Annotated in this window: 15 protein-coding genes and 1 pseudogene; 11 read left to right on the top strand and 5 right to left on the bottom strand. The window is 71.2% G+C overall.

Annotated features, from left to right (window positions below):
- Positions 1-123: 123 nt before the first annotated feature.
- The 4 genes from ACI2L1_RS24945 to ACI2L1_RS24930 all read left to right on the top strand — a co-directional run bounded on the left by ACI2L1_RS24945 (position 124) and on the right by ACI2L1_RS24930 (position 6,662).
- The gene (locus tag ACI2L1_RS24945; protein ID WP_404741571.1) at positions 124-1,302 is read left to right on the top strand and encodes an MFS transporter; all 1,179 of its coding nucleotides are present in this window, start codon (positions 124-126) and stop codon (positions 1,300-1,302) included.
- Positions 1,303-1,320: 18 nt separating this feature from the next.
- Positions 1,321-3,078, top strand: a complete 1,758-nt coding sequence (locus ACI2L1_RS24940) for a glycoside hydrolase family 35 protein (protein WP_404741570.1) — start codon at positions 1,321-1,323, stop codon at positions 3,076-3,078.
- Positions 3,078-5,462 (top strand): beta-galactosidase, encoded by a 2,385-nt coding sequence (locus ACI2L1_RS24935; protein WP_404741569.1) that lies wholly within the window; start codon positions 3,078-3,080, stop codon positions 5,460-5,462. Before ACI2L1_RS24940 ends, ACI2L1_RS24935 begins: the two co-directional genes overlap by 1 nt.
- A gap of 132 nt (positions 5,463-5,594) precedes the next feature.
- Positions 5,595-6,662 (top strand): LacI family DNA-binding transcriptional regulator, encoded by a 1,068-nt coding sequence (locus tag ACI2L1_RS24930; RefSeq protein ID WP_404741568.1) that lies wholly within the window; start codon positions 5,595-5,597, stop codon positions 6,660-6,662.
- 150 nt (positions 6,663-6,812) lie between these two features.
- Here the strand turns inward: ACI2L1_RS24930 and ACI2L1_RS24925 are convergent, their stop codons facing one another.
- Positions 6,813-7,778: a D-2-hydroxyacid dehydrogenase family protein gene (locus ACI2L1_RS24925; protein WP_404741567.1), complete on the bottom strand. Its 966-nt coding sequence runs from the start codon at positions 7,776-7,778 to the stop codon at positions 6,813-6,815.
- A gap of 435 nt (positions 7,779-8,213) precedes the next feature.
- Positions 8,214-8,387 (bottom strand): annotated as a pseudogene (locus ACI2L1_RS24920) (pirin family protein); the annotation flags it as partial.
- 57 nt (positions 8,388-8,444) lie between these two features.
- On the opposite strand from ACI2L1_RS24920, the gene ACI2L1_RS24915 reads away from it, so the two are divergent.
- Together ACI2L1_RS24915 and ACI2L1_RS24910 are read left to right on the top strand one after the other, a co-directional pair.
- A complete protein-coding gene (locus ACI2L1_RS24915) occupies positions 8,445-8,720 on the top strand; it encodes a hypothetical protein (RefSeq protein ID WP_404741566.1) in 276 nt (91 codons plus the stop codon).
- 336 nt (positions 8,721-9,056) lie between these two features.
- Positions 9,057-10,289: a serine hydrolase domain-containing protein gene (locus tag ACI2L1_RS24910; protein ID WP_404741565.1), complete on the top strand. Its 1,233-nt coding sequence runs from the start codon at positions 9,057-9,059 to the stop codon at positions 10,287-10,289.
- Positions 10,290-11,015: 726 nt separating this feature from the next.
- Here ACI2L1_RS24910 and ACI2L1_RS24905 read toward each other — a convergent pair.
- Positions 11,016-11,714: an NADPH-dependent F420 reductase gene (locus ACI2L1_RS24905; protein WP_404741564.1), complete on the bottom strand. Its 699-nt coding sequence runs from the start codon at positions 11,712-11,714 to the stop codon at positions 11,016-11,018.
- 168 nt (positions 11,715-11,882) lie between these two features.
- On the opposite strand from ACI2L1_RS24905, the gene ACI2L1_RS24900 reads away from it, so the two are divergent.
- Positions 11,883-13,112, top strand: coding sequence for a PP2C family protein-serine/threonine phosphatase (locus ACI2L1_RS24900; RefSeq protein WP_404741563.1), 1,230 nt, complete (start codon positions 11,883-11,885; stop codon positions 13,110-13,112).
- A gap of 230 nt (positions 13,113-13,342) precedes the next feature.
- On the opposite strand, the gene ACI2L1_RS24895 is transcribed toward ACI2L1_RS24900, so the two are convergent.
- A complete protein-coding gene (locus tag ACI2L1_RS24895; RefSeq protein ID WP_404741562.1) occupies positions 13,343-14,308 on the bottom strand; it encodes a pirin family protein in 966 nt (321 codons plus the stop codon).
- Between the two features lie 147 nt (positions 14,309-14,455).
- On the opposite strand from ACI2L1_RS24895, the gene ACI2L1_RS24890 reads away from it, so the two are divergent.
- From ACI2L1_RS24890 to ACI2L1_RS24880, 3 genes are read left to right on the top strand one after another with little or no spacing between them, the layout of a single operon-like run.
- Positions 14,456-14,938 (top strand): MarR family winged helix-turn-helix transcriptional regulator, encoded by a 483-nt coding sequence (locus ACI2L1_RS24890; protein WP_404741561.1) that lies wholly within the window; start codon positions 14,456-14,458, stop codon positions 14,936-14,938.
- Positions 14,935-15,381: a MarR family transcriptional regulator gene (locus ACI2L1_RS24885; RefSeq protein WP_404741560.1), complete on the top strand. Its 447-nt coding sequence runs from the start codon at positions 14,935-14,937 to the stop codon at positions 15,379-15,381. The genes ACI2L1_RS24890 and ACI2L1_RS24885 overlap by 4 nt, the downstream gene beginning before the upstream one ends.
- 55 nt (positions 15,382-15,436) lie before the next feature.
- A complete protein-coding gene (locus tag ACI2L1_RS24880) occupies positions 15,437-15,778 on the top strand; it encodes a tetratricopeptide repeat protein (protein WP_404741559.1) in 342 nt (113 codons plus the stop codon).
- A gap of 61 nt (positions 15,779-15,839) precedes the next feature.
- Here the strand turns inward: ACI2L1_RS24880 and ACI2L1_RS24875 are convergent, their stop codons facing one another.
- Positions 15,840-17,234: a PepSY-associated TM helix domain-containing protein gene (locus tag ACI2L1_RS24875; protein ID WP_404741558.1), complete on the bottom strand. Its 1,395-nt coding sequence runs from the start codon at positions 17,232-17,234 to the stop codon at positions 15,840-15,842.
- 121 nt (positions 17,235-17,355) lie between these two features.
- Here ACI2L1_RS24875 and ACI2L1_RS24870 point away from each other — a divergent pair, with 121 nt between their 5' ends.
- Complete coding sequence (locus ACI2L1_RS24870) at positions 17,356-18,003, top strand: peptide deformylase (protein ID WP_404741557.1); 648 nt, start codon at positions 17,356-17,358, stop codon at positions 18,001-18,003.
- Positions 18,004-18,094 lie beyond the last annotated feature (91 nt).

Raw genomic sequence — 18,094 nt, 5'->3', positions numbered from 1 at the left:
TTCCTCCACCAGTCCATCCAGACTAGCAATCCAATCTCTGGACCACCAGTCCAATCACTCTCGACTTTCCCTGTTCGTCCAGGGATCTTGACGCGTAGAATGTTACCGGTAACATCAATGTCCATGTCCTCCACGATGGCGCCCTCTGACACTCCGGTCTTCAGCCCGGCCGCAGTGGTCGCCTCGTGCGTAGGCTTCGTCCTCATCGGCGCGCTCCAAGCCCTGTACGGTCCGGCGATCCCCGCGTTCCGCAAGGAGTTCGGCCTGTCCCCCTCCGGGGCCGGGCTCGGACTGAGCGCGCACTTCGTCGGCGGGGTGGCCGGTGTGCTGTTGTTCGACCGGCTCTACGGCCGGATCGGCAACCGACGGCTCCTGGGCACCTCGTACCTGCTGATGGCGGTCGGCGCGGTGGGTTTCGCGCTCGCGCCGAACTGGCCGACGGCCCTCACCGCATCGCTGCTCGCCGGTCTCGGCTTCGGCGGCATCGACTACGGCCTGAACCAGCTGTTCGCGGTCGGCTTCGGTCACCGTTCCACGGCGATGCTGAACATCCTCAACGCGCACTTCGGCGTCGGCGCGATCCTCGGCCCGGCGCTGATCGGCGCGGTGGGTTCCGGGCGCTATCCGGCGGTCTTCCTCGGATTCGCCCTGGCCAGCCTGCCGTTGCTGCTGTGCCTGAAGGGCGTGCAGGACCGGGCGCCGCAGCCGTCGGACACCGCGTCCGATTCCCCGGGAGCCCTCGGTCGCAGTCTGGCCACGGTGCTCTCCGTGTTCGTCGCGCTCTACGTCCTGCACGTGGGCATCGAGGCGGGCGTCGGCGGCTGGGAGCCCACCCATCTGGAGACCGTGGGATACGGCGCCGGGGTGGCCGCGACCGCCACCTCCGTCTACTGGCTGATGATGACCGTGGGCCGCTTCCTGGTCGCCCCGCTCGCGCTGCGGTTCTCTGCCCAGACCATCGTCACCGTGTCCTGCGCGGGTATGACGGCCTGTCTTCTGCTGGCGTCCGTACGGGAGTTGGCGCCCTACGCGTACGCCGGTGTCGGTCTGTTCATCGCGCCGATCTTCCCCACCGGCCTGCCCTGGCTGCACCGGTCCGCCCCCGGCGCCCGCCGGGCCGGTGCCCTGGTCATCGCCGCCTCGATGGTCGGCGGTGTGGCGGCGGGACCGGCACTGGGCAAGGCCATCGAGTGGTCCGGGATCCGGGCCGTTCCGCTTCTGCTGAGTGGTGTCTCGGCACTGTGTCTGGCCTGCACGCTCTGGCTCGTCCGCAGCACCCGAAAGCCTCTGAACTCCCGCTGACTCGAAGGGATGCCCCGCATGCCCGCTCTGACGACGTCCTCCGACGGTTTCCTCCTGCACGGCGAGCCGTTCCGGATCATCTCCGGGGCCATGCACTACTTCCGTATCCATCCCGACCAGTGGACCGACCGGCTGCACAAGGCCCGGCTGATGGGCCTCAACACCATCGAGACCTACCTGCCGTGGAACCTCCACGAGCCGGAGCCGGGCACGCTCGTCCTGGACGGCATCCTCGACCTGCCGCGCTGGCTGCGGCTGGCTCAGGACGAGGGTCTCAACGTCCTGTTGCGTCCCGGGCCGTTCATCTGCGCCGAGTGGGACGACGGCGGTCTGCCCGCCTGGCTGCTCTCGGATCCCGGCATCCGGCTGCGCAGCAGCGACCCGCGCTTCACCGAGGCCTTCGACGGCTACCTCGATCAACTCCTGCCCGCGCTCAGGCCGTTCATGGCCGCGCACGGCGGTCCGGTGATCGCCGTACAGGTCGAGAACGAGTACGGGGCGTACGGCGACGACACCGCGTACCTCAAGCACGTCCACCAGTCGCTGCGGGACCGGGGCGTCGAGGAGCTGCTGTACACCTGCGACCAAGCCAACGCCGAGCATCTGGCGGCCGGCAGCCTCCCCGGCACGCTCGCCACGGTCACCTTCGGCAGCCGGGTCGAGGAGAACCTGGCCGCGCTCCGCGCCCACCAGCCCGAAGGGCCGCTGATGTGCTCGGAGTTCTGGGTCGGCTGGTTCGACCACTGGGGCGGCCCGCACCATGTGCGCCCGGCCGCCGACGCCGCGGCCGACCTGGACCGGCTGCTGTCCGCGGGCGCCTCGGTCAACATCTACTTGTTCCACGGCGGCACCAACTTCGGCTTCACCAACGGTGCCAACCACAAGCACGCCTACGAGCCCACCGTCACGTCCTACGACTACGACGCCCCGCTCACCGAGAGCGGCGACCCCGGCCCCAAGTACCACGCGTTCCGTGAGGTCATCGCCCGTCACACGGCCGCCCCCGAGGAGCCGGCACCGGCGCCCGCGCCCAAACTCCCGGTGACGGACGTCGACTTGGACCATCGGGCGCCCCTGCTGCCGTACGTACGCGGGCTTTCCTCGGTGAGCACCGAGAACCCGCTGACGATGAACACGCTGGGCAGGCACACGGGTTACGCGCTCTACCGCACCACGCTTCCCGGCTCGGGGGACGGTCTCCTGCACTTCCCCGGCGGGGTCGGCGACCGCGCCCAGGTCTTCGTCGACGGCGCCTGCGTCGGCGTACTGGAGCGGGAGCGGCACGACGAGACACTGCCCGTGCGAGTGCCGCACACAGGTACCGTCCTCGAAGTCCTCGTGGAGAACATGGGCGGGGTCAACTACGGGCCGCGTATCGGTGCGCCCAAGGGGCTGCACGGACCGGTGTCCTTCCAGGGCACCGAACTGCGCGGCTGGGAGTGCCGGGCAGTGCCCCTGGACGACCTCGCCACCGTGCCGTTCGGGCCGTCCGAGGCGCACACGGACGCCGTGCCCGCCTTCCACCGGGGCACCTTCGAGGTGGACACCCCGGCCGACACGTTCCTCGCCCTGCCCGGCTGGACCAAGGGCCAGGCCTGGGTCAACGGCTTCCATCTCGGCCGCTACTGGAACCGGGGCCCGCAGCACACGCTGTACGTCCCCGCGCCCGTCCTGCGCCCCGGCGCCAACGAACTGGTGCTGCTGGAGCTGCACGCCACCACCTGCACCCGCGCCCAGCTCACCGACACGCCCGATCTCGGACCGGAGACCGACTGATGCCCCATCCGCACCACCTGCGCGTCCCCTCCCCCGCGGGGCCTCCGCTGACCGGACATCTGCCCTTCGCGGACGCCCCTGGGGTGCCCGACCCGATCGAGGTCACCAGCCGCTGGCTCACCCGTGGCGGCCGTCCCTGGTTCCCGGTCTCGGGTGAGTTCCACTACTCCCGCTACCCCGTCGGAGAGTGGGAGGAGGAGTTGCTGAAGATGAAGGCGGGCGGGGTCACTGCGATCGCCAGCTACATCATCTGGATCCACCACGAGGAGATCGAGGGCCGCGTCCGCTTCGACGGCGACCGCGACCTGCGCCGCTTCGCCGAGTTGTGCGCCCGCCACGGCCTGGACTTCATCCCGCGCATCGGCCCCTGGTCCCACGCGGAGGTCCGGGGCGGCGGGCTGCCCGACTGGGTCCTGGCCCTCGACTGCACACCCCGCACCGACGATCCGGCGTACCTGGCGGCCGTCCGCCCCTGGTTCACGGCGATCGCCGAGCAATTGGGCGGTCTCGACCGGGCCCACGGGGGCCCGATCGTGGCGGTCCAGATCGAGAACGAGCTCTACGACCAGCCAGGCCATCTGCTGACGTTGAAGCGAATGGCCCAGGAAGCCGGACTCAGCGCACCCCTATGGACCTCGACCGCGTGGGGCGGCGTCCAGCTCCCGCCGAACGAACTGCTTCCTCTCTACGGCGGCTACACCGAGACCTTCTGGACCGAAGCCGACGGCGGCTGGCCCGACACCTGCCGCAAGCACTTCTTCTTCACTCACCAGCGGGACGACGAGGGCATCGGCTCCGACCTGCGGCCCGTGACCGTACGCGGCAGCGAACCGGACGCCTTCGCGGACCGATTCCCGTGGGCCACCTGCGAGTTGGGCGGCGGTATGGCGGTGTCGTACCACCGCAGGCCCTATGTCGACCCCGACGACATCGGCGCGCTCGGCCTCACCAAGATCGGCTGCGGCTCAGTGTGGCAGGGCTTCTACATGTTCCACGGCGGCACGAACCCCGCGGGTGAGCTCAGCACCCTCCAGGAGTCGCACGCCACCGGCTATCCCAACGACATGCCCGTCCTGACGTACGACTTCCAGGCGCCGCTCGGCGAGTACGGCCAGTACCGGCGCACCTACCATGAACTCCGGCTCCAGCACCTGCTGTTGGCGGACTTCGGGCATCTCGTCGCCCCCATGGAGTGCGCGCTTCCCGAGCAGCGACCGGACGGGCAGTCCGACCGGGACACCCTGCGCTGGGCGGTGCGCAGTGACGGCGACTCGGGCTTCCTCTTCGTCAACAACCACCAGCCGCACGAGCCGCTGCCGGAGCACCCCGGGACCTCCTTCACGGTCGAACTCCCGCACGGCGGCGGAGCCTTGAACCTGCCCAGCACCCCGGTCACGGTCCCCACCGGGGCGTACTTCTGCTGGCCGCTGCGTCTCGACGTGGCCGGTCTGCGGCTGGAGTGGGCCACCGCGCAGCCGGTGTGCACGGTCGACGCCGAGGGCCGTACGGTCCTGGTGCTGGCCGCGACGGACGGCATCGCGCCCGAACTCGCTCTGGACGCGGCCACGGTCGCGGCCGTGCACACCCCGACCGGTGAGGTCGCGCCGGTCGGGGACCGACTGCTGGTGACCGGGCTGCGCCCCGGCACCGACGCGCTCGTGGAGGTGGACACCGCCGACGGCGGTCGGGTCGGACTGCTGGTGCTGGACGCGGCGACGGCCCGTACCGCCTACCGGGGCGAGGCGTGGGGCGCCGAGCGGCTGGTGCTGAGCGGTGACGGTGTGGTCTTCGACCGGGACGAGGTACGGCTGCACGGTGCGGGGACGGCGACGTCGTTCGCCGTGCTGCCCGCGCCGGAGCGGGCACCTGTGGTGGACGGGGTGACGGCGGAGGCGGTCCCGGACGGGGTGTTCACCCGGTACGCGGTGCCGGCGGCGCTGACCGCCGGGGATTCCGCTGCAGCAGTCACCCTCGTCCGGGCCGCCGGGCCCGCCCCGGAGACCGTCACCGGTGTCCAGGGCCGGGCGAGCGCGCCTGCCGACAAGTACTTCGACACCGTGGCCGCCGAGTACCACGTCACGGTGCCGGACCCGCTGCCGCCCGGGACGCTGCTGCGTCTGCACTGGAGCGGGGACGTCGGGCGGGCGTATGTGGGAGACACGCTGGTGGCCGACCAGTTCGGTGCGGGGCGGGTCTGGGACATCGGCCTGGACCGGTTGCCCGCGGAAACCCTGCGGGCCGAGGGACTGCGACTGCGAGTGCTGCCCTTGCATCCCGAGGCGCCGGTTCATCTGCCGGGGCGGGTGGGAGGTGCCGCGGAGACAGCCGTCGTCACGCACGGCGAGTTGGTCACCAGCCGCGTCCGGGCGGTCCGAGCGGGCTGACCTGCCCATGTGTCGAGTTCCGGGGCCCCGGTGCCGCCGTCTCCCCAGGACCGGCCCGCCTATGCTGTGTGCTCCCCGGGCGGGCCGGGACCGCCGTACCACCGCCACCACGACGTCGAGGAAACCGCCGCCATGAGCCCAAGCGCCGCCGAAGGAGCCGTGCCGAAGGGGCGCAGCCGACGCAACTTCGCCGGCTCGCGCCCGGTGATGGACGACGTGGCCCGGCTGGCCGGTGTGTCCAAACAGACCGTGTCCCGGGTGCTCAACGAGCATCCCTCGGTGCGGCCCCAGACCCGCGAAGTGGTCCTGACGGCCATGCGGACCCTCGGCTACCGTCCCAGCCGCAGCGCCCGCTCGCTGGCCAGCGGCCGGACCCGGATGCTCGGGGTCATCACCTTCGACGCGGCCCGCTACGGACCCGCCTCGATCCTCACCTCGATCAACACGGCGGCCCAGGAAGCCGGTTACCTGCTCAGCTCCATCGCCCTGGACACCGCCGAACACGACACCGTCGTCGAGGCCGTCGACCGGCTCTCGGCCGAGGGCGCGGACGGGGTGATCGCCATCGCCCCGCAGCTGTGGGTGGGCCGCGCCCTGGCGGACACCCGGTTCGACACCCCGCTGGTGGTGCTGGAGAACGGCTTCGACCCCGAGACCGAGCGGGCCACCGGCGACTCGCGGGAGGGCGCCCGCAAGGCCACCGAGCATCTGCTGGGGCTCGGCCACTCGACCGTCTGGCACATCGCGGGCCCGAGCGGCTGGACCTCCGCCGACCATCGTCTGGCGAGCTGGCGCTCCACGCTGGAGGCGGCCGGTGCGCGCATCCCCGAGCCGCTGTTCGGGGACTGGAGCTCCGACTCCGGCTACCACCTGGGCCGCCGGCTGGCCCGCCGCACGGATGTCACCGCGGTGTTCGTCTCCAACGACCAGATGGCCCTCGGTGTCCTGCACGCCTTCCATGAGGCGGGCCGTTCGGTGCCGGGCGAGGTCAGTGTGGTGGGCTACGACGACATCCCCGAGGCCGCGCATCTGCTGCCGCCGCTGACGACCGTACGCACCGACTTCACGGAGATCGGCACCCGGTCGCTGCGGCTCCTGCTGAGCCGGATCGACGACTCGGCCGAGCCACCCCGGCCCGAGTCGCTGGTCCCGGTCGACCTCGTGATCCGTGCGAGCAGCGGGGCGGCGCCGGGGCGCTGAGACCACCCGGTCACACGGGGAGTTCTCGGGTGGCACCGGCGCACCCTGCCAGGGCCCTGCTGATGAGCGGCGGCAGCCCTCCTGACCCCACCCGCTGCGGCGCACACCGTATGCCCGCTGTCGCTCAGCCGCCCGTGTGCCCGCTGTCGCTCAGCCGCCCGTGAGAATCCGGACCGGGGCCCCGTCGAGGAAGGCGGCGATGTCCTCCACCGCCTCCGTGTAGAAGGTGCCGTAGTTGCCCTCGGTGACGTAGCCGAGGTGCGGGGTGGCCAGGACGTTGGGCAGGGAGCGCAGGGGGTCGTCGGCGGGAAGCGGCTCGGTGTCGAAGACGTCGAGTCCCGCCCCGGCGATCCAGCCCTCGCGCAGGGCGCGCAGGAGTGCCGTCCGGTCGACGATGGCGGCACGGGACGTGTTGACGAGGTAGGCGTGCGGGCGCATGGCGCGCAATTCCGGCTCGCCGAGCAGGCCGCGGGTGCGGTCGGACAGCACGAGGTGGATGGACACGAAGTCGCTACGACGGAGCAAGTCCTCCTTGTTTGCAGCGAGTTGGGCACCTGCCTCGGAGGCTCGCTCGGCGGTGAGGTTCTCGCTCCAGGCGAGGACGTTCATGCCGAAGGCGGTGGCGACGCGGGCGACCCGGGTGCCGATCCTGCCGAGGCCGAGCAGGCCCAGGGTCCGGCCGGCAAGGTCCTGACCGACGGTGGACTGCCAGGGGCCGCCCTCGCGCAGGGCGCGGTTCTCCGTGGTGATGTGCCGGGCCAGGCCGAGGAGGAGGGCCCAGGTCAGTTCACCGGGCGGGGTGGCACTGCTGCCCGTCCCGCAGACGGTCACGCCCTGGGCGGCGGCCGCGGCGAGGTCGATGGAGGCGTTGCGCATGCCGGTGGTCACGAGCAGGCGCAGCCGGGGCAGGCGGCACAGGAGGTCGGCGTCGAAGGGCGTGCGCTCCCGCATGGCCACGACGATCTCGCAGTCGGCGAGTTCGGCGACGAGCCTGTCCCGGTCGGCGATGTGCTCGCGGACTGCGCGCACCTCCACCCGGTCGGCGAGGGAGCTCCAGTCCGCCGAGGTGAGGGCGGCGCCCTGGTAGTCGTCCAGTACGGCGCAGTGGAGGGTCATGCGGGGGTTCTGCCTTTCATCGTGCGGGGGAAGCGGGCGACGGCGAGGATCGCGGCCAGGTATCCGAGGGGCGGTGCGGGCAAGCACACCGCTAGGCAGAGCCGGGCCGAACCGCCGGACGGGGTTGGCGACTCTGCCGGAGGGCGCCGAAGGCCATGATCTGCGCGGCGATCAGCCTATCCACGGCCCATGGGATGCGGCACCGCACGCTCCGGTGTGGTGGACCGATGGCCGATCGGTCGGATTCGGCCAGTGGCACTCGGCGCCCGCCCCGGGGTCGAAGCGTCCACGTCAGGCATATGGAGCCGGCGAAGTCCCTGCCGCTCTCCGAACCCGCGCCTTCGTCCTGGTCGTCGCCCTCGCCCTCGCCCTCGCCGAGGACCACCCCGGCAGGCCTCCCGGTCCGCAGCTCTCAACGCTCAGGCGTTCCGCGAGTCAACGCACCCTCCCCCTGGGCTTCAGCGGCACGGGCGGCAGCTCCGGCGCGGGCAGCGGGGCAGCGGGGACACCGTCGTACCCCTTGACCTCGCCGATGCGGGAACCGGCCATCCAGTCCTGACGCGCCTGTTCGATCTCTGCCTGGGTTCGGCCGATCCAGCTCCAGAGCACAGCCTGCCGTGCGCGCGTGCGTGCAGGTCAGCAGCGTTCGGGTGATGCCGTGCACCGTTGCCGTTCTTGGCCGGACGGCGGAGCGTCGCGTGCCGGGACACGGTCCTGGAGGCGGCGATGGTGTTGGGGTTGGAGCTCGATCGGCGGGAGGACGCCGAGCGGGAGGAGATCCCGGAACTGCGGGACCTGTTAAGGGAGTTGACCGCGCGTCTTGCTGAGCGGGAAGAGGCACTGGCTCGGCTGGAGATCACCCGGGAGATGATGGCCCCTCCGGGACGGGGTCGCCGGTCGGGTTGCGGCTGGTGCCGCCGTGCACGCCCGACGAAGAAGTGACCATCCCGTACGGCATCTGCCGGCTGCAGAACCTGGTCGGACGGACCCCGCCCGGCCGGGCGGCCCGCCTCGGCCTGCCCGGCGCGGCCGAACTGCGCACACTGATGAGCGCGATGGAGAAGTGCCGCAGCCGCCCCATCGTCATCGACGGCCTGTACCAGGCGTATTCCCTTTCGGTACCGCACAACATCCTCGGCCAGGTCCGCACATGCCTCACCCATATCGCGGACGTATCGAAATTCGCATACGCCACCGCAACAGTCCCCCGTCTTCAGTGGAGACATGGACCGCCGTGCATCAACGGTCAGTTCGTCCATCGGGAAAGGGACTGTGATCATGAACTCGGATTCCGTACGCGCTGTCGGCCGGCGGCGGCTGCTCGGGTGGAGCGGGTTGACGGCCGCCGGCGTGGTGGCAGGCGCGTCGCCGGCGGTCGCCCGGCCCGGCCACGCCGACCAGGTCCCGACCGACACGATCCCGCCGGACACCCGGCCTGGCGGATCCTACGACCGGTATGTGGCGAAGCTGGCCGCCGAGGGCAGGTTCTCCGGCGTGGTGCTGTTGTCGCACCGGGGCCGGACAGTGCTGTCCCGCAGCTACGGCATGGCCGACGAGGAGAAGGGGATCGCCAATGACGAGGGCGTCGCGTTCAGCCTCAGTTCGGCGGGAAAGCCGTTCGGCGCGGTGGCCGTCATGCAACTGGTGCAGCAGGGCGAGGTGAAGCTGTCCGACACGGTGGGCACCCATCTGAAGGGCTTCGCCAAGGACATCGCCGAGCAGGTGACCATCCACCACCTGCTGTCCGGCACCTCCGGGCTGGACAGCCCGGAGGAAGACGTGCGACGCGTCTTCCAGAGCCAGGACGAGGTGCACGAGTACTACGAGCAGCGGGCCCGGCAGGCGAGACTGGTGGGTGTCCCGGGCGTTCCCGGCACCTCCCACGAGGAGGCGGAGATCACCATTTCCGCGCTGCTCGTGGAAGCCGTGACCGGCAGGACGTACTGGGACCACGTGCAGGAGAACATCTTCGGGCGCTGCGGCATGACCGGCTCGGCGTTCCACACCAGGCCGCAATGGCTCACCGACGCGCACATCGCTCACCCGTACATGAAGCTGGCCGACGGCAGCGTGGTGGACGCCGTCCGCAACCTGGACAAGAGCAGCCCGGACCCGAACGTACTCGGCAAGAACCCGGGCCGCGCCTTCATCGACGCCCCCGGGGACGGCGGCTTCGCCACCGCGCCGGATCTGGTCCGGTTCGCGCATGCGTTGGTCGACGGCACCCTGCTGGACCGGCCCTGGGCCGACGTGCTCACCGCCGCCAAGATCCCCCATGGACCGGCCTCGTTCGGGGCGTACGGGATTCCGGTCGCCATCGTCCACGGCCAGTGGACCTACCAGCGCGCCGGTGGCAACCCCGGTGTCAGCGCCAACTGGGACATCTACCCGGACACCGGCTGGGCCGGTGTCATCCTCGGCAACCACGACGGCGTGCCGCTGCAGGAGATGATCGTGCAGGAGATGCAGGCCGTCACCGGCGCCTCGGTCGGCGGGGGAGCGGGCGGCTGAGCTGCCGGGAGATTACGCGCACGCACGGCCGGCGCCGAGGCCGTCACGGACTCCGCACCCTGAACGCCAACGGCGCCTTCGACACGTACCGGGCCTTCCACCCCGCCCGGGAGCATGAACGGCTCTGACCCGCCCCCGGCCGGCACGACCGCCGGCTCACGGCCTGACCCGCGCCCGCCACCACGCCGGGTGCCGCTCGGCGCGGTGCCGCGAAACCGCTGCAGCAGCCGTCTCCCGTACGGCTGGAAGACCCGGTGGGGCATGTCGTCCGGCCGGTTCAGGGCAGCCTCCCCGGAACCGTCCAAAGACACGGACGAACCTGTACCGGACCGTGCTCGCCCGACGCGGTCGCGAGGATGCGGTCGCGTTCCCCGGCAAGGGCCCGCTGTTTGCCCGGAGGCCGGTGCCGGGACGCTGGTCGGCCGTTCCTGAGAGAGGTGCGGGAAGAGACAATTCCCGCACCTCGCCCACACGTCAGGAGGGCTGCGGCGGCCCTGGCCGGCAGATGGTGCCGCCCCGGGCGCATACGCAGGCATGGTCGGACGCGGCTGCGCACACCAGGGGCGCCCAGCCGCAGGAACCTCGAGTCGGCCGAGAGCCGGCTCGTGGCGCAGCGCCTGCACGGCCGGATCGACGCCGCCGCCTGTCGGGCGAGGATGCGCGACCTCGCCGAGGGCCGGCGCACACTCCTTTGAGGGCGTACGGAGCAGAACCGTCCCTCCGCGATCAGACGCCGGGGCGGGCTCCCTGGACGTGGAAGTTGAAGTCGCCGTGGCCGAGTGTGCCGTACAGGCTCAGCCAGATCGGCAGGAGCATCTCGGCGCCGCGGGCGGTGGTGATGTCGCCCAGGTCGACGACGCTCGCCTCGGGCCAGCCGAAGGAGCCCAGCAGCGCGGTGACGGCCTTCTTGGCGCCGGTGTCGTCGCCGCTGACGAACACGGTGTGCTCCCCCGCCAGCCGGGACGGCTCCACCATGACGAAGCAGTTCATGGTGTTGAGGGACTTGACGACCTTCGCGTCGGGAAAGGCCCGCTGGACGCGCTCACCGAGGCTGTCGGTGTTGACCGGGTCCAGCGTCGGCGGCATCCCGGCGGAGAAGTCCAGCGGGTTGGCGACGTCGATGAGGACCTTGCCGCTCAGGTTGGCCGCCCCGGCCGCCTGGAGCGCGTCGAGGCTCTGCAGGCCCGCGGTGGTGTTGACGACCGTCTCCCCGAAGGCCGCCGCCTCCTCGAAGGTCTCCAGACGCACCTGGCCGTGCTCCGCGTGCCACTGGGCGAACGGCGCATTTCCCATGCCGTCGGGCTCGGTACGTGCCAGGGTGGCCCCTGGATCGCGGGTGCCGATGACGACGTCGTGGCCGAGGGAGGAGAGCTTGCCGGCTATCGTCCGGCCGACGATGCCGGTGCCGAGGACTGCGTAACGCATGCGAGTGGTCCTTCCGGGACTCGGGCGATCGGCCGGAGGCCGCGCCCACGACAGATCCGAACCAGGTCTTTCGCAACCGCGTGACGACGGTAGCTGTCGAGACGCCGACCTGTTCCCATCTATCGTGGAAAATCACATCATGATGGCTCGTGTCGAGGCAGGCTGCACATGAGGAAACCGCAGATCGACCACGCGGCGGTCTTCCGGGCCCTGCCCGGCATGGTGGCGCTGCTGACGCCCGAGCTGGTGTACGTCGACGTCAACGACGACTTCGTACGCCTCTCCGGTCGCACCCGTGAGCAGCTGCTGGGCCGCTACATCTTCGACGTGTTCCCCGAGAACCCCAATGACCCGGCCGCGGCCGGCATGCGGGAGACCCGCGAGTCGATGCTGCGCGCGGTGGCCACCGGCGAGCGGGACACCATGGCGGTACTCCGCTACGACATCGAGGACCACCAACGTCCCGGCCACTGGCAGGAACACTTCTGGAGCCCGGTCAACGCCCCCGTCCTCGGCACCGACGGCAAGGTGACGCTGCTCGTGCACCGGGTGGAGGAGGTCACCGAACTCATCCGCGCCCGCGGCGGACCGGGCGGCGACAGCCGGGCGCGTGTGCTGGAGGCCGAGCTGTACACCCGGGCCAGAGAGCTCCAGGAGGTGAACGAACGCCTGCGCAGCGCCCACGCCCGCGAACGCGAGGTCGCCCTCGCACTGCAGGAGGCCCTGTTGCCCGCCCCCAGACCCCTGGACCAGCACCAGGCGGCCGTCCGCTACCGGCCCGCAGTGGGCGCCCTGAACGTGTGCGGTGACTGGTACGACCTCGTCGACCTGCCGGGCGACCGCCTCGCCGTCGCCGTCGGTGACGTGGTGGGCCACGGTCTGGCGGCCGCCTGCGTCATGGGCCAGCTGCGCAGCGCCCTGAGCGCCGCCACGCGGGTCGCCGACGGCCCTGCCCGGGCTCTGGAGGCCCTCGGGCTGTACGCCCGCTCGGTCGACGGCGCCGAGTCGACCACGGCGGCGACCGCCTTCATCGACTGGGACGAGCACACCCTCACCTACAGCAGCGCGGGCCATCTCCCGCCCGCCCTGCTGCACCCCGACGGCACGGTGGCCTTCCTGGACGCGGCCACAGACCCGCCGCTCGGCGCCAGCCCCGAACACGCCACCCGCCCGGAGGCCACCACGCCCTTCGAGGAGGGCGCGACGCTGGTCCTCTACACCGACGGTCTGATCGAGCGCCGCACCGAGGACATCGACACCGGCCTGGCCCGTCTCGCCGACGCGCTCACCCGCCACCGCCACGCCGGCCCCGAGATCCTGTGCGACGCGCTCCTGGCGGAGCTGCTCCCGCCCACCGGCAACGCCGACGACACCGCTCTCGTCGTCATCCGTCTCTGAGAGAGCAGGTCGCGGCACATCAGCGCCGTACAGCCCTTCCGTCGCCGCGGCCCCCTCCGTGCTCGCCCGGGCGCGCGCCACCTCGGCACAGCCGCACTCTGCAATGGGCACCTCGCCCGCGCCGAGCCTCCTCAGGCCCCGCCCCTCACACCTCCTCGATCACCGAGACCCCGGAGACGGAAAGTCCACACGCCCCCGTCCTCGGCAGGCAATTGCCTCATCTCAGCAGGTCAGCGCACCCTCCCCCGCGGCTTCAACGCCACCGGCGGCAGTTCTGGAGCAGGCAGCGGCGCCCCGTCGTACCCCTTTACCTCGCCGAACCGCGACCCTGTCATCCAGTCCTGACGCGCCTGCACGATCTCCTCCTGGGACCGCCCGATCCAGTTCCAGAACATGATCAGCTCCTCCTCGAACGGCTCACCGCCCAGGAGCATCACCCCGGCGTCCGACTCGGCGCGCAGCGGGAGTTCGGTGCGGCCGCAGCCCAGGTAGAGCATCGAACCGGGCAGGACCGGCACTCCGTCCACATGGACCTCGCCGGACATGGACAACACGGCGTACTCGAAGTCGGGCTCCAGGGGGAGGCGTACGTCCGCGCCGTGGGTGAGGGCGAGATCGGCGCCGACGATGGGGGTGTACGCCGTTCCGGGTGACCGTGCGCCGTCGAGGTCGCCCAGGATGAGTGTGGCCGTCACACCCGGGGCCGTGACCTGCGGCAGCTCGGCGTGGTGTTCGAAGCGCGGGTCGGTGTGGCGGTGGCTGTCCGGGAGGGCGACCCAGAGCTGGGCGCCGTGCAGGAAGCGGGCGTGGGGCTTCGGGCTCTCCTCGGAGTGGCTGATCGCCCGGCCGGAGGTCATCAGGCCCAGTTCACGGGGGCGGATCGTCCGGAGGCTGCCGGTGGAGTCACGGTGCAGCACCTCGCCCTGGTGCAGCCAGCTCACGGTCTGCAGGCCCATATGGGGGTGCGGCGGAACCTGCATGCCCGGCTCGTCGGCGATGTCGTCGGGGCCGTAGTGATCGATGAAGCACCAGGCGCCGACCATACGGCGGCCCAGGTTGGGCAGCAGCCGGCGCACCTCGCTCGACTCTCCGAGCTTGACGTGGCGAGGGCTGAGGAGTTCACGCACGGGTTCCGCCACCACGAAGCCACGGCCGCCGCACAGGGCGGGAACCGCCTCGCGATCAAGATTGCTCATGGCGCCCAACCTAGACCTGTGAAGCGTTTCCCGTCAGGCCGTCCCCGGGGCTCCGCGGCGGGGCGTTTCACGGGCGGTCCTCGAAGGGTCCGCCGGCGGTCCGAAAAATAATAGCCATGGACATAGTAGCTATGTACTGTGTCGAGCATGAGTACGGCATCCGAGGGCGCGACGCCCGGTTTCCTGGTCTGGCGACTGTCGATGAAGTGGCGGGTCGCCGTCGACCGCGCGGTGGCGCCGCTCGGTCTGACCCACGCCCAGTACTCGCTGGTGGCGTCGCTGTACGGCATGCAGCGCGGCGGCGAACGCCCCAGCCAGCGACGCCTCGCCGACCGGACAGGCCTCGAACCGCTCTACGTCTCCAAGCTGGCGCGCTCCCTGGAGAGCGCCGGGCTCCTGGAGCGGGCCCGCGACCCACGCGACCCGCGCGCGGTGCAACTGGCGCTGACCGAGGAGGGCCGTGAGCGGACGCTCCAGGCCATCGAGGTCGTCCAGGGGCTGCTGGAGCAACTGCTGGCGCCGCTCGGCGGCCTGGACAGTGCGCGCACGCGGGAGTTCAAGCGCGAACTGTCGACCCTGCTCGACGCACCTCTCGACCCGACGAACGAGCACCTCAAGGAGCAGCCATGACCACCACCACTCCCCCGCTCGGCCCCCGGGACATAGCACTGGCCCACTACGCCGGCCGGGCACTCCTCGAGAACGTCCTGGCCCGCCACGGGGTCACCTTCCAGCAGTCCGTCACCCTCCGACTCGTCGCCGTCGCCGAAGGACCGGTCGACAGGAGCCACCTCGTCGAGAGCGTCGTCGGCTCACTCAAGATCGACACGACGGAAGCGCACTCCGTGGTCGACGAGTTGCTCGCCGCGCAGTTGCTGGCCCCTCTGGAGCCCTCCCGGGTGCGGATCACGGACGCCGGCCGGGAGCTGTACGGGACGACGTCCGCGCAGACCGCCCCGATCACCGCCCGGGTCTACGACGGCATCCCCACGGAGGAGCTCGCGGTCGCCGGACGGGTACTGAGCCTCATCACCGAGCGGGCCAACGGTGAGCTCGCCACCCTGACCAAGTAGTGGAATATTGAATCACCCGGATCCGTTGTCGGCCTCGAAGGCGAAGGAGGCACGAGTGGAGACCACGTACTACGACCACGGGACACCGGCGGAGCGCTGGGAGCGCGCGCAATTGTTCTTCGACGCGAAGGAATACGCCACGGCGGCGCGAGTCCTGGGCGGGCTGGTCGAGGAGGTGCCGGAGCAGACCGGCCCCCGGCTGCTGCTGGCACGTGCCTACTACCACTCGGCCCAACTCCGCCGCGCCGAGACCGAGTTGCGGGTGATCATCGAGCGCGACCCGGTCGAGCAGTACGCCCGGCTGATGCTCGGGCGCACGCTCCAGCGGCAGGGGCGGCACACCGAGGCCGAGCCGCACCTGCGCCTGGCCTCGGCGCTGGCGGGCGACTTCGCGTAACCCCCTCCCCCGCACCACCACGTGGGCCCGGTTCCGTACAGGAACCGGGCCCATGTACGTCTCAGGCCGCCGGGGCCTTCCTCCCCCGTCGGTGGGCGATCTCGCCGAGGATCACGTCGGCTACGAGGAACCCGGCGAGCGGTATGCCGAGCAACGGCACGAAGTAGCCGAGGACGGCGATGACCACCACGCCCGGCACCAGGATCTGCGGCGGTACCTGCTGCCAGGCACCCCGGGGGATCGGCCGCCCGAAGGAGGAGCCCCGGCCGCGCTGCCACCACATGCGGTAGCCCCACACGATCAACAGGATCAGCGCGAGCGCGAGCAGCATCAGGGCGATCTGGTTGAGCAGGCCGAACAGGATGCCGGTGTGCAGATCGATGCCCCAGCGGGTCAGTTTGGCGAGCAGCGGATAGTCGGCGAACCGCAGCATGTCGGTGACCTCGCCGGTGGTCGGGTCGACGGCGACCGAGTCCTGCTTCTCGGGCCAGCTACGCTGCACCTGCCGTACGACATAGGCCGACGACTCGTCGGCGGGCGGCACGATCTCGACGGGGTCGCCGAGCCCTTCGGCGCGGGCGGCGGCCAGCACCTTGTCGAGGCCGACACCGTGCTCGGCGTCCCCGGCCGAGGTGGAGGCACCGTGGCCCGAGTGGTCGCCGCCCGCGGCCGAGGAGACCGACGGGGTGGACTGGCCCAGCGAGGTGCGCAGTTCGTCGATGTTGGCGCCGGCGTACGTGGACCAGGTCAGTCCGGTCGCCGACAGGAAGATGAACCCGGCCGCCGCCCACACGCCGACACTGCCGTGCAGTCCGAGGGTGCGGCGTCGCCCGCTGGTGCCGCGGAACTTGCGCAGGGCGCGCCGGCGGGAGAACCACAGCACGATGCCGCCGCCCGCGATGACCCACAGCCAGCTCGCCGCGAACTCGCTGTAGAGACGGCCGTTCTCGCCGAGGTGGAGGTCGCGGTGGAACTCGTCGATCCAGGTGCGCAGCGGCAGCGCGCCGGTGTTGCCGTACTGCTCCAGAGCGCCGCGGACCTTGCCGGTGTACGGGTCGACGAACACGGCGAGGGTGTGGGTCGAGTCGACTCCCTTCACCCCGGACAGCAGCACCCTGGTGGTCGCGTCGTCCTCGGGAGCGGGCCGTACCGCCGAGACGGTGCCCTCGGGGTGGGCCTTGCGCGCCGCGGCCACCTGCTCGGAGATGGGCAGCTTGCTGTCGCCGACGGCGGCGACAGTCATCTCGTCGCGGTAGACGATCTCCTCGGCCTGGAACGCGCCGGCGTACAGGAAGCCGGTGACGGCGGCGATCAGCAGGAAGGGCGCCACGAACACGCCTGCGTAGAAGTGCAGACGCAGCACGAGCGGGCGCAGCGGGGCCCAACTGCCGCGGGTCGGCGCCGGGGCGGCCGGGCCGGGGGCCTCGTCCTTGGTGGTCGAGGGGGCGATGGACATCGGCGGCTTCTCCGAGGGCTGGGGACGGTAGCGGTCCAGTAGTCGGAGAGAGGTGGCGTAGAGTTCCCGGGGCCCCTCGTGACCTGCGTCACACAGGAGGTTCTCGTGGCATCCTGGCGCGATGGCAACTCCGAGTCACCGCAAGCCCCTTGCCGAACTGGTCGAGGAACTCCTGGCCGCGGACGGCCCGCTACCGATCGTCGCGGCCGGCGATCCGGTGCTGCGGCAAGGCATCGAGCATTACGACGGCCACCTGGACGCCGCCCTCCTGTCCCGTTTCGTCGACGCACTCCGCATCACGATGCACGCGGCGCCCGGCGTGGGGCTCGCCGCCCCTCAGGTCGGGGTTCCCCTGCGGATCGCGGTGATCGAGGACCCCGCGCCGGTGCCGGAGGAGGTGCGACTGGCGCGTGCGCGGGTTCCGCAGCCCTTCCGGGTCCTTGTCAATCCGTCGTACGAGCCCGTCGGCACCGAACGGGTCGCGTTCTTCGAGGGCTGTCTGAGCGTGCCGGGCTGGCAGGCCGTGGTGGCGCGGGCCGCCCAGGTCCGGCTGACCTGCGAGGACGAGAACGGCCGCCCGGTGGACGAGGTGTTCACCGGCTGGCCGGCGCGGATCGTCCAGCACGAGACGGACCATCTCGACGGCACGCTCTATCTGGACCGCGCGCAGCTGCGCTCGCTGTCCTCGAACGAGGCGATGGCCGAACGGTGGACGCAGCCGACGCCGGAGCGGGCGGCCGCGTCCCTCGGGTTCGCACTGCCCTCCTAGTGTCCTGAGTCTGGAATTCGCTGCGTAAGTCAGGGTTGATTCGGCATGATGGCCGGGTGGCGAGGACGGGACGGCCGAAGGCCGAGTTGGT

This window comes from Streptomyces sp. NPDC019531 (assembly GCF_044903305.1).
Classification (GTDB): domain Bacteria; phylum Actinomycetota; class Actinomycetes; order Streptomycetales; family Streptomycetaceae; genus Streptomyces.
This window is presented reverse-complemented; position numbering and strand designations above follow the sequence as displayed.

Coding starts and splice junctions, on each gene's coding strand:
- ACI2L1_RS24945 (WP_404741571.1), top strand. CDS start 124: ATGTCCTCCACGATGGCGCCCTCTGACACTCCGGTCTTCAGCCCGGCC.
- ACI2L1_RS24940 (WP_404741570.1), top strand. CDS start 1,321: ATGCCCGCTCTGACGACGTCCTCCGACGGTTTCCTCCTGCACGGCGAG.
- ACI2L1_RS24935 (WP_404741569.1), top strand. CDS start 3,078: ATGCCCCATCCGCACCACCTGCGCGTCCCCTCCCCCGCGGGGCCTCCG.
- ACI2L1_RS24930 (WP_404741568.1), top strand. CDS start 5,595: ATGAGCCCAAGCGCCGCCGAAGGAGCCGTGCCGAAGGGGCGCAGCCGA.
- ACI2L1_RS24925 (WP_404741567.1), bottom strand. CDS start 7,778: ATGACCCTCCACTGCGCCGTACTGGACGACTACCAGGGCGCCGCCCTC.
- ACI2L1_RS24910 (WP_404741565.1), top strand. CDS start 9,057: ATGAACTCGGATTCCGTACGCGCTGTCGGCCGGCGGCGGCTGCTCGGG.
- ACI2L1_RS24905 (WP_404741564.1), bottom strand. CDS start 11,714: ATGCGTTACGCAGTCCTCGGCACCGGCATCGTCGGCCGGACGATAGCC.
- ACI2L1_RS24900 (WP_404741563.1), top strand. CDS start 11,883: ATGAGGAAACCGCAGATCGACCACGCGGCGGTCTTCCGGGCCCTGCCC.
- ACI2L1_RS24895 (WP_404741562.1), bottom strand. CDS start 14,308: ATGAGCAATCTTGATCGCGAGGCGGTTCCCGCCCTGTGCGGCGGCCGT.
- ACI2L1_RS24890 (WP_404741561.1), top strand. CDS start 14,456: ATGAGTACGGCATCCGAGGGCGCGACGCCCGGTTTCCTGGTCTGGCGA.
- ACI2L1_RS24885 (WP_404741560.1), top strand. CDS start 14,935: ATGACCACCACCACTCCCCCGCTCGGCCCCCGGGACATAGCACTGGCC.
- ACI2L1_RS24875 (WP_404741558.1), bottom strand. CDS start 17,234: ATGTCCATCGCCCCCTCGACCACCAAGGACGAGGCCCCCGGCCCGGCC.
- ACI2L1_RS24870 (WP_404741557.1), top strand. CDS start 17,356: ATGGCAACTCCGAGTCACCGCAAGCCCCTTGCCGAACTGGTCGAGGAA.